Here is a 14,822-nt window from a genome sequence, read left to right as displayed (position 1 = left end):
AATGATCTATCCAATTCAGGACATCGTTGACGACGAGACGCACTATGGCCGCGAAGTCACTATCCGATGTACAGTCGTTGGTGACCCAAGAAGGGGGCAACAAGGCGGCGACAAGACACTTTATCCAGTTAGGGCGTCTGGTCAGTTCGAAGATGATGCCTTCCTCTCGATCTGGCATGAGGATCCTGCTTGGACGGACTCGTTCGGGCGAACCGCGTCGTATCTTCGCGAAATAATCGACGAGGTGCCTTTACAGCAAGACGAGTCGGTCATCGTCAGGGGGATTCCCAACACACACAACGACAAGTGGTATTTCAACGTCACCGGCATCATAATTCGTGACCCGGATACCGCAATCGGCAAAAGTGAGATGCGCTCCGCTAGCGAGTGCCCCCGTATTTACGACCTTCTTTACGAGAAGAACGTGTATTCGCCTGGTCGATACGATCTTTCTCCTGGAGCAATCAAAGGTAGAATAGTCCATAAATTAGTAGAACGGGCAATCGAAGAAGGGGGCCAACCTCAATTCAAAGGTGGTTGGTCGGAAGCACAAGTTGAGGCGTCCCTTGAAGAATTAATTGAGTCGGAGTATTCTATCGAGATGGCTCTGTGTCGGTTAGCATGGGTAAGTCCCAACCGAATTCAGGAGAACGCGTTGAATGCTGCTACTCGTCTTCTGACAGACGACGAATTTACAAATCGGATCGCTTCAGCAACAGATGTCAGTGCAGAAGTAGGCCTCTCTGCCTCAGTCGGCTTTAATGGCCGCGTTGACCTGATCGTCGACGGGGTCCCCTATGATCTCAAAACTAACTACAACCTGACGGATAAAAGACGGAATCAGCACCGATTTCAACTCCGGGTCTATCTCCTAGCGTTCCTCCTCGAAACTCTTCAGACAGGAGAGCGTCTCCATAAGCGGATTGACGAAGGAGTTAGCGGCTATCTCGTTTATCCGAACTTAGCGAACGAATCGGGCGTCGTGTTGGAGGAAGTCGAATTGCGGCGCGGCGATGTAGAAGACATCCTCTCTCTCCGGAACGAGGCATCTGTTCTTCGCGATGGATTCGGTGTGCCGACGACTTACGGTCGAGATTGTGCTGGCTGTACGTTCAAGTCGCCAACAACCGATCAAGAGAAAAATGAGATTCTACCGTCACCTTGTCAATATTACTGTCAATCTGAGCGCCGGTGGCCGTGTTTTGAATCAGACGATGAGGGAAATATCATATCCCAGTGTCCGCTCTTCGACGAGTGTGAGCAACGACTCGAATTCCGAGACCCCTCTGTCACCGACCATTACACGGGTCTTCGTCAGGCATTGAACAGTGAACGAGACCATCGGAAACGATTAGGCTACGAACTTGAGCAATTAGCTCCAGAAACACTGTCCGAAGCAGGGTTGCGAATCCCTGATCTCGAACTTAAAGCCTTAGAGGGCCAACGAAGGATGGTCTTCACGTCAGATACAGGGCTAGTTCCATCCTTTACTCCAGGTTCGGGCGTACGTCTCAAGCAGACCGGCACGGAATACTATCAAGAAGCCACATACTATGGCCAGATTGAGAACAAGTACGTCTTCCAACTGAAATCAACGCCAAATTCAGCATTCCTCGATCCCACGGAGACATATGAAGCCGTCCGTACCATCGCGGCTGATTCTCTACCACGTGAGCTATTGTCACAACTGGACTACGCTCAGCGAGGAGAGGTCTCTCCCCTTCTTGAAACGACAGGAAAGGCCGGCGATAACGAAGACAGTCTCGACCCTTCGGACCTAAATTCTCTTTCCGAGTACGCTGACGCAAAGGAACTGTATCTGGATGTTCCAGTCCGTCGTGACCGGACTACGCTCGTTACTGACGTTGTTACAAAACTTGCCACGCAGCAGTATCCAAGCCCCACTAGTGGCGAAGAGATACCTGACGATGAGCAACGCACATTAATTCTCTGTACGCGGCCTGAAATGACCGACTCAGTCGAGGAGCGACTATCTTCAGTCGAAGGGGCAACTAGAATGGACGGATTCGCTGGTGGAGCAACGACGGGTCTCACTGGAACGTCTGATGGACACAAAATCTATGAGGCACTTCGTGACGCATCTATCGTGATTTCGTCGGCGCGCTATGCGCTTAGTGAGCAGGTATTCCACGCTATGCGAGATGGTGATGAGTCGGTTCGGCCCCATACTGACAAATTCTTTGACACGATCGTGATTGTGGGTGCTGAAAGTCTCGCAGAACCCCAGTTCCATTTCCTCCAGGTTCTTGGCGATCGAGTAGCAGCAATTGGTGACACTCGACGGTCTGGTCCTGAGATTGTCAGTGGAGAGGCTAGAGACGCCCGTCTTGACGAGGCGTATTTCAACCGTCTATACCGGCGGTTCGCGAACGTTGAGAGCGACGACAGTCAGAGCATTCGGGTGAAAGCAGAACTCACCCCTGCAATGGAATCTGCATTTTCGGGACTGGAACTTGACGCAGAGACTATTGACGGAAGTTTCGAATTTAGAGATACGGATGGAGCGATAGCAACGGCCATCGGCGAAACCTCGCTAGAATATCAAGTACCACCGTCCACTGAAGAAAACGAAACCCGTTTCATCCGGCTGGAACCGGTCAAACAAGTTGATGCAGTCCATATCTCTCAGTCTCTACAACAGCTTAGAACCCTTGACGCGAGCGCACTAACGTTCGGTGAGACATACACAATCCAGGACATCAGATTCAAAGTCCGTACCAGTAATCCTATTGATAGCGATCATCATCGTCTGAAGGTCAGTATCCCCGTACATGCGACACCATATCTCCATCAGCGCCTGACGCAAAATAAAACTGAAGCCGAGAAGGTAGCTGAAGTTTGTGCAAACGTCTCTCCAGATTTGGTTGTCACTCCCTTTGTCGCCCATGCAAATGCAATTCGAGAAGAGTTGGAAGAAACCGGAGAAGGCATAGCGGTTCGTCTCCCCGATCAGCTATCTGGAACTCATGTAGACTCGGCTGTAGTCAGTCTCGCTGTTACAGGCGAAGAACGAGTGGTCACTCCGCCCGTGAGTGATATTGAGCAACTCTACACCTGCTTCAACTGCGCACAAGACGTTACATTAGTTGGCGATCGAGAAACTTTGGAACGGAACTCACTCATCAGCCGATTGATTGAATCTACCTAAGCACTCACCGGCACGAATACCAATAATGTACGAACTGGATCAGAGAATAACCAACCAATACACGCGAAAGCTATGATTCCAACAGACGAATTCTATGACAAACCCGAGATGGAAAGGCAAGAGCTTGTGGACGCGGGCCACGTCGTAACCGACGGCAAGATTGCAGAAACAGTACCTTCAAACAGACGTGGCGGAATTCACGTTTTTGAGGAACCGGTCACCGATCTCGTTGTCGATCGCCTCAAGGGTGCCCGATACACCGCAAATGAACTCGCTCCAGACTTCCCTATTGACAAGGAAGAGCTGGACGATTTGTTCAATTGGATGAAGTATGAGCCAATGGATCTTCTCACGGGCCATTTCGGTGTACTGAGGGTCGTGGATACGGAGGGTGCAGAATATGTCTATACTGTAGAAGCCATACCATTTTCGGCACGGTGTGTTGACCCAACTCTAAGTGGATACTTGTTAGACGCTAACGATCGGTGTCCGATTTCCCGTCCTGAAATCACAACGAAGCGCAGTCCTACTTCTTGGGATGAATACGTAGATCAAGCAACCGATTACTGGGGAATCCCAGAAGACGAGCTGACGATGGATCTTGATGATCAAGTCGGATTCGCAAAATCAACCCTCGGACCTCTGCCGGTTATTAGCGATTTGTCGGACACAGAACGGGTTGTAGAGCGGTTCCAGAGCACTGAGGACAGTTACCGCAGGAAACAGCATACAGTCCAGAGCGTTAAAAAGAGCATTAGCTTCCACAAATCTCGTTGCCGACGTAATCCTTCACTGGGTGCATTTCAATCATTTAGTCTGTTTCTGATGGATGTTAGCGAATATGCGTCAATTGAGAACGACAGCCAGCTACGAGAGTTAGTTACACAGGGGGGGCAGATTCTCTATCGATGCCTGTACGGAAATCTCTGGCCAGGCGGATCGACGGATTGGCGACCGTTCGAAATCACGATTCAAGACAGAAGTATAGATACGTTTGACCGACGGGTGATCGACATTGTAGAGCAACAACCCACATCAAACGGACAGTTATCCGACCGCTGGGGATTTTCGGATGGGCGAGAGGTATGGGATCACCTTCAGTCTGAACTCAGTCAGTATGTAACCCGGAACACCGACAAGTTTGCTTGTGCCACCGAATCAGCCCGTCGTTACGTAAGTGGACTTGAACAGGACGGCAAAATCACTCTCAGTAAAGAGCCCCCCAGAATCCCAGGTAAAGGAAGAATCACTCTCGCAGTCTCGGATTCCCAGCAAAACGATAGCGGCGGCGTTAACTGGAGCAGGTGATTGTAGGAGTTTTACTACTCTGTTTGATCTTGTTTTCCGGTTATTTCTATAGCAATTTCACGTCGATGACCAACACCCGGTGTGGTTACCAACGACGCACCACCCGCAGATGTGATGACAGTTACTGTTGATGATTTTTGCTTGCTAAGACATTGAGAACAGTTGATCTCGCTCTAGGTCTCCACCTCAAGCAAGAAACCAACATATGACATTACCCCTTTTACCAGCATACCACTATCGTCGGGTGAAGAATGAAATGGGCAAATAAATCGCTTGAGGAACTCGAGGAGATGTACTGGGAGGAGATTGCACCCGAGTTCCGCGACGACGGCTACGATCCAACCACTGAGTATCCCTCCTATCAGTGGCTCGTTGAACACGGGTACCGTGGTTTTCGGTACCCCTTCAGCGGCCAGCAGAACTCCCACAATATGACGTTGGCCGGTTTCTTTGCTGAACATGTCGGTCTCTCTTCGCCTAGTGGTTCCACATTCGAATGGCAGGGCGATCATCAGGCCACGCATGATGCATTGAACCTGTACCTAGAGTCACTTGCTCAGTCCGGCCTGACCCAGACAACAATCGAGACGTACCAGTACGGGCTTTCTACACTCCTCCGGCTCTATCAAGAGGAACACGGCCATGTAGACATTGTCAGCATCGCCGATGAGGGGCCTTCTTCACTTCGAGACCATTGGAAACCGATTTTGTCCGATTTGGATCGAGAGCTTGGCAGCCAGGGGTCCAAACAGAAGTATGCGCTGACATTGAAGGCGTTCTACGACTTCTTCTATGATGACGACAACAATCCTTTTGCCACCCTACTCTCCGAAGTGGAGTGGCAGGACCACGATGTTTCCGACCCCGGAAACCTCGATGCGAGTCAAGTTGCGGGAATCTACCACCATACAGCATCCCTTGATGAACAGCTTGTTGTGTTGCTCACAGCGGGGTGTGGTCTCTCTACCAGTGACTGTGCAACTCTGCGGACTGACCGGGTCCAGTTCACTGATCTGGACGAGGGTCTAGATGAGGTTGGATTCTGTATCGAAGGACGGGCAAACTCCTTGATTCCCGTCGAGAAAAATGCCGAAGCAATCAAACGACGACTCAACGAGGATTCGTACGTCTTTGAAAGCCATGAGGCGGGACGTAGCCATGTAACAACTGAGACAATCCGTCGGTGGTTCAAGGCTGCTGCGGGGCGTGCGGGAGTTTCTCTTCGAGGGGATACCCCCACCCCTCGAGACGCACGGAAGTTCTTCCAGAATGTTCAGGAGGACTCTACTATACTCGCAGCACTCCAAACTGCCGCGGCGTTCTACAGTGGTGGTGAGGCGGATGAGTGAATCTACCGATCCTGATGTCTACGTCCGCCAAAACAAGGAGTCACTTGTTCGAGTCATCAAACACAGCAACGACGAGTTCGTTCGAGCACTCTGCTTGGCTGCTCTCGTTAAGTACGGCGAAGAGCCTCCTGAAGCAGTCGTCGAGAAAGACATCAACCGCCTCGATCAGCTTCGTGAATCACTCGATCAGTAGTCCGCCTCTCTTCTAATAGCGTTCTGCCGATTGCAACTGGGTCTCAATAAGATGTTATGATGGGAAAATTCTACATAAAACGGGTTAATTGAACTCCCAGTAATTGATACAAGCACCGTGACCGATACAGAAGTGTATGCGGTCTCACCAGGAGAAACTACCTTCGTCGTACCGCTCCTCGAACTCCTCGATAACCTCTGCACACGTCTCAACCGCCTCAGCCGCCTCGACCACTTCCTCGAAATAATCCGTTTCACGAAGATTGTGGACCAAATCGTTCCGTGTTTGCCGGACATCCTGCATATCGCTCCTGAGGTCCCCCGACACCAGCCCTGTACGTTGAAGGAGCATCTCACGCCCCGGCTGAGACAGCTTCCTCTCGAGTTTTCTTTTCGTCGTATTCGAACCCCGGTAGTCCTCGTCAATGATCTTGTCGTGGAGCAAACTCACTGAGTAATCCTCGATCACGACCTGGGCCAAGGTGAGGAACGGCAGCACCCGGTTCGCGAGCTGAATCTCAAAGTAGGCTTCGGCGTACGCCTGCGGTACACTCATCTGGAAAAACCCGCGGATCGATGCTTTGAGATGATCTGGATCCACCTCCATCGGGAACTCTTCGCATTCTTGTTCGAGATCGTGTTCCTCGATGATCAACTGGGCCGTCATATTCTGGGTTAAATCCTCGTAGCTCTCAACGAGGTCTGTAATCTCCCGGTACACGCGGTGGATAGTGGTCTTGGTGACGAACCGGCCGTCGTTGAATGCACTGTCTTTCATCGAACTTGCCAAGGCGTTCATCTCGGTCTCCCCTGGCATCTTAACATCCTCTTCAACCGATGCCACGTCACCCTTAGAGTACACTGTCGCCGACTTGAACTGGGCGTATGCGCGAGGATTTCTCGGTGTGACTTCTGACTCCGGGTCCAGCCTCTCTTCAGTCCATTCTCCGGTCACCTTTAGAGCAAGTTCATTAGGCGGGATCATACTGCCCATTCAAAGCCCGCCGAGAAAAAGGCTGACTACCTGAACGGCCACAGTTTCAGGGCCGCAAGGACCAAAACGACCACAAGGCTGGGCACCCTCACCGTGCTGCCGAAGAATCCAGAACCAACGCTGGCTCCGAGGGTTCGGACCATGACCCCCGTGGACGGACGCTTTATTTCGGACCCCAGAGAACGCTCGGCCATGTCAACACAGGCGAAAGCCGGAGAAATGCTGGTCGGAGCCCATCACAAATATATCGGAGACTGCGACTTCGTCACCTACCAGAAGACTGCCCTTGACACTCAGACGGAGGTTGACGTGGTCGGCGTCAACTTAGATGGCGAGCAGGAAATCTACGCCTGCGAGGTCGTGACCCACCTCGGTGGAATGGGCTACGGCTCCTACAAGGAGAACCGTGACCGCCTAGATCGGAAATTCAAACGGGCCGAGAAGCTGGTGACCACCGAATACGACACCGCCGAGACGTTCACCTTCCAGCTCTGGAGTCTGAACACGCCGAAAGGACTGGTAACTCCGCTCTCAGAACTGGCCGACGAGTTTGAGGACGAAACCGGCTACGAACTGGAACTGGTGATGAATGACGACTATGCCGAGAGGATTCAGGACCTCCAAGACCTCGCTTCCTCAAAGAACGCACAGACGAACGATCTCGCCTTTCGCTTTCTCCAGATATTCGAATACCTCTCATGATCCAGACTAGGCACTGCTCCTAGAAAACTGAGCAAAAAGAATGATCATACTTTGTCCTAGTCCATACTGCCGTCCTAGACGTCCTAACGCTAGAAATAACCCTTATTTCCGTTGGCACTAATACCCACACGCCCCACACACCGAATATGGGATTAGGACAGTTCCGGCCCACGCGCGACTACGACGAGCACGAAATCATCCCCGACCTCCTCGACGAGGTCATCCCGGACGACTACTACTGGGACAAGACTGAGAAACGCGGCGAGAAATGGGCGAAGATGGCCCGAGCGTTCATGCTCCGGACCGAGCGGACGCCACAGGACCGGTTCACTCAGGCCGCGAACCAGGTCGGTGAAGAGATCAGTCGAAGCGCCGAGACCGTGAAAAGCGCCTTGACCAGGGAGACATTCGGTGACGAGGCGGGTGTGGAGATCCCTCGGGAGGTTCTCATCCGGGTCGAGGATCGCGTCGAAGAGCACGACGACGTCACGCTCGAGGACATCCTCCAAGCCCACCGCGAGAACCAGCAGGACGAGGGGAGTTAAACAACCCACCGGTCCAGTTGCATGCCCTGTCCCTCAGCCACCTCAGTAATCCGCAGTACGAAGTGTATCGCTTCCTCGGCGAGGGTGACACCGGTCTGAGCCTGAAGCAAGGTGGTGTCCGAGTCATTCCCCGACGTGTGCGATCCGATTGTGGAACAGTACCCGTACGGCGTATACAGCATCCGCCAGTCACGGGTTTCACGTGACCCATTGCCATCCCATTTCTCGATCATGTGCTGTATTCAGCACTACCTCTGAAACCTGTCTTCTACCCAGGGTTTCAACAACGCCACATAAAACGCCCCTATTGCAAGAGCAATTGCTGGTAGTTCTACTACTCAGTCGCTTCAGTGAACTCCTTTGCGGCACTGATCACGTCTGCATCCCCACCCAGCGAACTGATCAACGGTTCCAGTTCTTCTAACGTATCCAGTAGCTCAGGGTTCTCTTTTGCGACTTTCAGGAGCTTACGCCGATGTTCCTTCTCTTCGGCTTCCAGTTCGTCGACTGCTTCGGGCTCCATCGCTTGGTGGCACCAGACACAGAATGACTCGTTGCGAGGTGTCTCTTTTCCACAGCGCGGGCAGGTGAGTGGAGTTCGGTCTTCGGTTTTCTCTGTCTCGACCTCCATGCCTTGGAGTTCGGCATACATGTTGTTCTCGTTTTCTGGGCCGAACTTCGCCAGATAGCGGCGCGCGTGGTCTGAGGTCTGTTTCCGCCCCTGACGTTGGTTAATGATTGATTCTTTTGCCCCCTGCTTGGCGAGCCAGTAGGTGTTCGACTTTCGGAAGTTTGTCGGCGTTACCGGCTTGTCGATTTCAGCTCGTCTACCGCAGTCTTTGAACCTACCAAGGAACGAATGATAGGATGCGTTGTCATGCGGGTCGTCGATTTTACACCAGAGATACGCCGAGGGGTCATCTGGGGCAGGATGGTCAGAGAGCCATTGTTGGAGGTATGGAACGCTGTTGATCAGCGTTACCGAGTGTTCACCTTGCTTGCCATCGAGGTGGATTTGCAGTCCGTGATCGGCATCCTGCACCTGTCGCATCTTGACCTCGTGCATTTCTTCTCCTCTTGGTCCGAGTTCGTGGGCGACAGGAAACAGTGCTGCATCCCGTGAGTTTAGTGCGCCCTCCTCAGACATCTTCACCGCCTCTTCCCACTCCAGCATGTCCGCTCTGCTGGGCACCGGGTCGTAGCTGTTGCTGGTCCCGGTCGGAATCCACGCTAGTGTGTCGGGGACCTCGTCAAGCTTCAGAGTCCTCTTTCCGAAGATACGAAGAGCGATTCGGTAGTCCTGGTTGGTCTCTTCGCTGTAATCTTCCGTATTCCTTTCAGTGTTGATCCACGCTACGACACGCTCAGCATCTTCGCGGCTTTCTAGAGCATCGGCGACTCCGCCGATCTGCTCGGCCATTATAGTGCAGTGCCGCAGCAACTTCTCGTGACGGTAGTCGCTGTACTCGGAATTCAGGAGGTCGAGCTGTTTGGAGAATTCCAGAAGCTTGTTTGCGTCATCCTCTGCTATTGTCGGTGCGTCTTCCTCCTCTGGTTCATCGTCAGAGAGACTTGACCGCGTCTTGATGCGGGTTCTCAGGTTCTCAATTCGCGACCGGGTGGACATGCTCTATTTATCAATTTTATATTCTTGGGCTTTAACCCTTAGCCACATAGCCGGCCCTTGGCTTTCGTTTTCGGTCGTGTTCTGCGCGGTCGATGCGTGCCCGAACGGGGGTTCCCAAAACCGGGGAGGGAAAGTAATTGTTATACGCGGGGTGGCCCATGCTCGAATCATGCAACGACGCGCTGTAGCCGTCTACGTCGCGCTCTTCGTTCTCGTCGGCGCCGCAGCGGGTGCTCTCGTCGCCACCGCGGACGCGCCGGAGGTGTCCTTCGAGGACCCCGACCATCGGCTCTCAGCGGGGGAGCAGTTTGAGGAGAACGGCGTGACCTACACAGTAACGGAAGTGTCCCGGAGCGAGGAGGAGGACCACGGCGCGGTAACCGTGTCGTACTCCGGAACGATCGAGTGGAACGAGACGGCGGACCAGTCCGCGGACTGGGCGAACGGCAGCACGGTGACGTACGACGGCGCGGAGTGGACTGTGGTCATCGAGGGGGACGACCCCGACACGTTCACGCTCCGCGAGGAGATCGACCGGCAGGCGATCTTGGAGTCGGACGAGGACGCCGACAACGAGACGGTCCAGCGCGACGGGGAGGAGTACGTCATCGTCGAGGAGGACGGTGAGGCCACGCTGGTTCCCGCGGACGAGTACTTCCCGGACCCCGAGGAACGTGAGTTCGCGACGGGCGACACGCTCGAGTACGACGGTCACGAGGCGACGGTCGATGCGGTTTCCGCGGACGCCGCGACGCTGACCTGGGAGGCGACGGTGACGCGGTCGGCCGGCTTCGGGCACGAGGAGAACGTGACGGTTGGCGACACCACGTATCTGGCCTACTTCACCTCCGGTGAAGAGGTCGTCCTCACGAGCGATCAGGCGGCGTACCAAGCGCAGCTCGCGGAGATCAGCGAGTTCGGTGAGACCACGGACGCGCTCTGGCGCGTGATCATCGCCAACGGCGTCGCGTCGCTGCTGCTGGTCGGCCTGGCGTTCGTTCCGTCGCGCTACTGAGCGCCCGGTCCGTTTTCTCGACCGACAGTCCCATTTGGTCTCCGGACTACGGGACCGTATGGTTTCGACCTCGGAGAAGGTCCGACAGCTCGCTCCGCACTGGGCCGTCATGTTCGTCGTCATGTACGGCCTGTTGGCGGTCGTGCGAAGCGTGCACGGCGATCCGAGCTTCCTCGAGTCGGTGCTTCTCGTGGTCGTCGTCGCGTTGGGATACCCGACGGTGACTCGGCTGCTCGGCGTCGCACCGGCGGTCTGGGACCCGGAGTGACGGTTCGATCCGACGGTTTTTGCGTCGCGCACCTCGAGTCTCGGCTATGGACATGACGACTCGAGGGGTACTCGCGGTGATCGTCGTAGTACTCATGACGGTCTCGATGGTCGTCTCGCGCCGGGGGAACGGTACCCTCGCCGCGTGGCTGTTGACCATCAGTTTCGCGGCCGCAGCGGGCTGGGCCGGGCTCGGGGTCGTCTGGACTCATCAGAACGGTCCGGAAGGAGCGATGACGCCGCAGTTGTACGCGAGCCTCCTCGTCACCGGGCTGGCGTTCGCGCTCTACTTCGGCGTGCGCGCGAGAAACAGCGAGGAAGCATTCGACAGCTAATCGGCGAATTCGGTGACGATCCGGCAGTTCACACGTCTTTATTCAAAAACAACCGAAAAGAAACAATCCCGGGTCCGGGGTATCATCGAAAGGTACTTAGTTCCAGAATTACAGCGAAAGGCAAGGCATGTCAGACGATGACACCACTGCCACCAGTAGCAAGCGACGTCCGTTCCTCAAGGCCGGCGCCGGCGCGGTCGCCGTCTCGCTCGCCGGGTGTACCGGCGACGAAGGCGGGGAAGGGACCGAAACCGAACCGCAGGGGACCGAGGAGATAACCGAGTCCACGCCCGAGGAGGTCGGCGAAGGGGACGTCCCGGAGGGCGGCTCCTTCCGCTTCGGGATGAGCAACCCGCCGGAGGGCGTCAACCCGATGGCGACGTCCTCCTCGTACTCGTGGACCGTGCTCAGCGAGATCATGGGCTACGGGACGGCGCTCGACCCCGTCACGTTCGACGTCCACCCGAGCGCGTACACCGACTGGACGGTGGAGAACGTCGACAGCGGCGAGCCGGACGTCTACTTCAACATCCGGGAAGGGATCACCTGGAGCGACGGTGAGGAGTTCACCGTCGACGACGTGCTCTTCACGTACAACTTCATCATGGAGGCGAACCCCGGCCGCTACGCCTCGACGATCGCGCCCGTCGAGACCGTCGAGGAGGCGGACAACGACTGGGACGTCCACCTCAAGCTCGCGAACCCGGTCGGGACCTACGACAGCCAGCAGCTCCAGCTCCCGCTCCTCCCCGAGCACCGCTGGAGCGACGTCTCCCCGGAGAACTTCACCGAGTACCAGCCGCAGGAGAACACCTACGAGGTCGACGGCCAGGAGTACCTCGGTCCGGTCGGTCTCGGTCCGGGGCGGCTCACCCGCTACGAGCCCGACACGTCCGTCGAGATCGAGTACCGCGACGACTACACGCTCAACGACCTCGAGTGGTACCAGGAGCACGAGAACCTCCGCGCGGGCGGTCCGTTCCTCGACAACGTCCGCTTCAACATCTACGGCTCCTCCGACGCGCTCCAGCAGGCGTTCATCTCCGAGGACGCCATCGACGCGCTGTACGGCTCGGTGCTGCCGGCGAACATTCCGGACGTCGAGGAGAAGGAGGGGGCCCGCATCGTCACCGGCTCCGACACCGGTTACGCGCACTACTCCTTCGAGATGCGGACGACGCCGTTCGACGACACGATCTTCCGGCAGGCCGTCGGGCTGGTGTACGACCATATCTACTGGATCGACCAGCTGAACCGCGGGACGGTCCAGCGCGGTGCGTTCACGATGCCGCCGGGGTACACCGCAGTCCGTCCCGAGACGGAGATCGACGCGGAGATCAACGAGCACCCGGCTTCGAAGGCGTTCGACTTCCTCGAGGACCAGCCCGGCGTCCCCGACTACGCCGCGATCAAGGACTTCCTCCGCGGCGGCGTCCCGATCACGGGTGAGGCTGCCGAGGGGGACAATCAGGTCATCCCCGGCCGCGACTACCCCGGTTCGATGACGGGCGTCACGACGGACGACATGGAGGCCCGTCACGAGTACACGTGGGGCTCGGTCGAGTCCGACATCCTCGCCGACGAGCCGGGCGTCGAGGAGGAGATCCGGGTCAACGGCGAGACGATCACCGAGATCAACGGCCAGCCGCTTCAGATCCTGATGTACCCGCCGCAGGACTCGCCGCTCGGCACGCAGATGCTCGAGGATTGGGTGAGCAAGCTGAAGGCCCTCGGCATCCCGGTGGAGCGAAACGTGATGACGTTCAACACCATGCTCACCGAGGTGTACACGAACGTCAACTTCGGCGCGTTCCCGATGTCGTGGACCAACCTCTCGCCGTTCGCGGCGCCGTCGCTCGAGGCGCTGTTCCACAGCAGTCAGGCGCACAGCCCGGACGAGATCGGCGAAACCGACGCCAACAACGCGATGGGCTACGGCACTGAGGGCCTGCCGGGCGCGGACGACCTCATCGACGAGGCGCTCCAGACGATGGACACGGAGGAGCGCAACTCGGTCGCGCGACAGGTCGTCGAGAAGATCTATCTGGACGCGCCCTCGCAGATCAACAGCCACGAGATCCCGCAGTGGCCGGTCAACGAGGCCGACTTCGAGGGCTACGTTTCGGGGATCCCGAGCCCGGGCGACTCGTACGTGAGCGTCCAGTTCTCGCAGATCCACCAGGCCGAGTAACCCGCCGTCCCTGTCCGAGTTTTCACTTTTCCGCGCCGGAACGCCTCGGACGGAGAAGAGCAAAACTTAACCCTCACACAAATAACCACAAGCAACACCCTACACAGACCCAAATGGCCAGAATTAGTCTCCGATACCTCGCGTATCGATTGGTCGTCTCGTACTTCGTTATTCTCGGGATCATGACGCTTGCCTTCCTGCTGTTGCGGCTCATGCCGGGGACGTTCGCGGACGCGCTGGTGTCGCCGGATATGCCGCGCGAAGCACGGCAGGCGATAATCGAACAGTACGACCTGAACGAACCGTTGTGGCGACAGTACCTCTCGTTCATGGTGAACTACCAGACCGGCCAGTTCGGCTGGTCGCCCACCTACGGGACCGAGGTGTGGTCGCTCATCGAGCGGCGGCTCCCGCGGACGCTCGTTCTCTTCGGGGCGTCGTTCATCTTCGGGTACATCATCGGCCCGCTGGTGGGGATGTACCTCGGCTGGTGGCGCGGCACCAAGCGTGACAAGTCGGTCTTCGCGGCCGGGCTCGTCGCGTACTCCATGCCCGCCTTCTGGATCGCGTGGCTGCTCATCTGGCTGTTCAACTACGAGCTCGGCTGGCTGCCCAGCTCCTACATGATGTCGCAGTACCCCGACGATCCCTCCCTGCTTGCGCCGTTCGAGCAGTGGACGTGGTGGCGCGCCATCGTGGACGTGCTCCACCACATCGCCCTGCCGCTCTTCAGCATCATCTCCGTCGGATGGGTGGGGGCGATGCTCGTGATGCGGACGCAGATGAACACGGTCGTCGACTCCGACTACGTCTACCTCGCGAAGGCGAAGGGGCTCTCGGAGCGCACGGTAATGATCAAACACGCTGCCCGCAACGCGCTGATCCCGGTGGCGACGCAGGCCATCGTGGGCGTCGCGTTCATCATCGACGGCGCGGTGATCATCGAGTACGTCTTCTCGTGGCCCGGGATGGGCGCGCTCATCGTCGACACCGTGCTCCGCCGCGACTACCCGACCGCGCAGGCGGTCTTCTTCATCCTGGGCGTGCTCATCGTCGTGATGCGGCTGCTGACGGACATCGCGTACACCTATCTCGACCCCCGGATCAGCTTCGAGGGGGGTGAATGAT

Annotated in this window: 13 protein-coding genes; 11 read left to right on the top strand and 2 right to left on the bottom strand. The window is 56.4% G+C overall.

Annotated features, from left to right (window positions below; translation table 11 throughout):
• The first annotated feature begins 1 nt into the window (after position 1).
• The 4 genes from ACQE3L_RS05480 (at position 2) to ACQE3L_RS05465 (ending at position 6,019) form a co-directional block, all read left to right on the top strand.
• Positions 2 to 3,169, top strand: coding sequence for a PD-(D/E)XK nuclease family protein (locus ACQE3L_RS05480; RefSeq protein ID WP_426962762.1), 3,168 nt, complete (start codon positions 2 to 4; stop codon positions 3,167 to 3,169).
• Positions 3,170 to 3,241: 72 nt separating this feature from the next.
• A complete protein-coding gene (locus tag ACQE3L_RS05475; RefSeq protein ID WP_426962761.1) occupies positions 3,242 to 4,477 on the top strand; it encodes a DUF5797 family protein in 1,236 nt (411 codons plus the stop codon).
• Between the two features lie 251 nt (positions 4,478 to 4,728).
• Positions 4,729 to 5,826 (top strand): hypothetical protein, encoded by a 1,098-nt coding sequence (locus ACQE3L_RS05470; protein ID WP_426962760.1) that lies wholly within the window; start codon positions 4,729 to 4,731, stop codon positions 5,824 to 5,826.
• On the top strand, positions 5,819 to 6,019 hold the full coding sequence (locus tag ACQE3L_RS05465) for a hypothetical protein (protein WP_426962759.1): 201 nt from the start codon (positions 5,819 to 5,821) through the stop codon (positions 6,017 to 6,019). Before ACQE3L_RS05470 ends, ACQE3L_RS05465 begins: the two co-directional genes overlap by 8 nt.
• Before the next feature lie 144 nt (positions 6,020 to 6,163).
• Here ACQE3L_RS05465 and ACQE3L_RS05460 read toward each other — a convergent pair whose 3' ends face one another.
• Positions 6,164 to 7,003, bottom strand: a complete 840-nt coding sequence (locus ACQE3L_RS05460; RefSeq protein WP_426962758.1) for a hypothetical protein — start codon at positions 7,001 to 7,003, stop codon at positions 6,164 to 6,166.
• Between the two features lie 201 nt (positions 7,004 to 7,204).
• Here ACQE3L_RS05460 and ACQE3L_RS05455 point away from each other — a divergent pair, with 201 nt between their 5' ends.
• Together ACQE3L_RS05455 and ACQE3L_RS05450 are read left to right on the top strand one after the other, a co-directional pair.
• Complete coding sequence (locus ACQE3L_RS05455; protein WP_426962757.1) at positions 7,205 to 7,714, top strand: hypothetical protein; 510 nt, start codon at positions 7,205 to 7,207, stop codon at positions 7,712 to 7,714.
• A 146-nt stretch (positions 7,715 to 7,860) separates the two neighbouring features.
• Positions 7,861 to 8,259, top strand: coding sequence for a hypothetical protein (locus ACQE3L_RS05450; RefSeq protein WP_426962755.1), 399 nt, complete (start codon positions 7,861 to 7,863; stop codon positions 8,257 to 8,259).
• A 334-nt stretch (positions 8,260 to 8,593) separates the two neighbouring features.
• On the opposite strand, the gene ACQE3L_RS05445 is transcribed toward ACQE3L_RS05450, so the two are convergent.
• The gene (locus tag ACQE3L_RS05445) at positions 8,594 to 9,886 is read right to left on the bottom strand and encodes a tyrosine-type recombinase/integrase (RefSeq protein WP_426962754.1); all 1,293 of its coding nucleotides are present in this window, start codon (positions 9,884 to 9,886) and stop codon (positions 8,594 to 8,596) included.
• 169 nt (positions 9,887 to 10,055) lie between these two features.
• Here ACQE3L_RS05445 and ACQE3L_RS05440 point away from each other — a divergent pair, with 169 nt between their 5' ends.
• The 5 genes from ACQE3L_RS05440 to ACQE3L_RS05420 all read left to right on the top strand — a co-directional run bounded on the left by ACQE3L_RS05440 (position 10,056) and on the right by ACQE3L_RS05420 (position 14,821).
• Positions 10,056 to 10,901, top strand: a complete 846-nt coding sequence (locus tag ACQE3L_RS05440; protein WP_426962753.1) for a hypothetical protein — start codon at positions 10,056 to 10,058, stop codon at positions 10,899 to 10,901.
• 58 nt (positions 10,902 to 10,959) lie between these two features.
• Positions 10,960 to 11,169, top strand: coding sequence for a hypothetical protein (locus ACQE3L_RS05435; protein ID WP_426962752.1), 210 nt, complete (start codon positions 10,960 to 10,962; stop codon positions 11,167 to 11,169).
• A gap of 46 nt (positions 11,170 to 11,215) precedes the next feature.
• On the top strand, positions 11,216 to 11,503 hold the full coding sequence (locus ACQE3L_RS05430; RefSeq protein ID WP_426962751.1) for a hypothetical protein: 288 nt from the start codon (positions 11,216 to 11,218) through the stop codon (positions 11,501 to 11,503).
• Between the two features lie 127 nt (positions 11,504 to 11,630).
• On the top strand, positions 11,631 to 13,694 hold the full coding sequence (locus tag ACQE3L_RS05425) for an ABC transporter substrate-binding protein (RefSeq protein ID WP_426962749.1): 2,064 nt from the start codon (positions 11,631 to 11,633) through the stop codon (positions 13,692 to 13,694).
• A gap of 113 nt (positions 13,695 to 13,807) precedes the next feature.
• Complete coding sequence (locus tag ACQE3L_RS05420) at positions 13,808 to 14,821, top strand: ABC transporter permease (protein WP_426962748.1); 1,014 nt, start codon at positions 13,808 to 13,810, stop codon at positions 14,819 to 14,821.
• The last annotated feature ends 1 nt before the right edge of the window (position 14,822 follow it).

The sequence above is a fragment of the Haloparvum alkalitolerans genome, assembly GCF_050122995.1.
GTDB lineage: Archaea > Halobacteriota > Halobacteria > Halobacteriales > Haloferacaceae > Haloparvum > Haloparvum alkalitolerans.
Note: the sequence above shows the minus strand (reverse complement) of the source record. Positions and strands in the feature narration are given on the sequence as shown.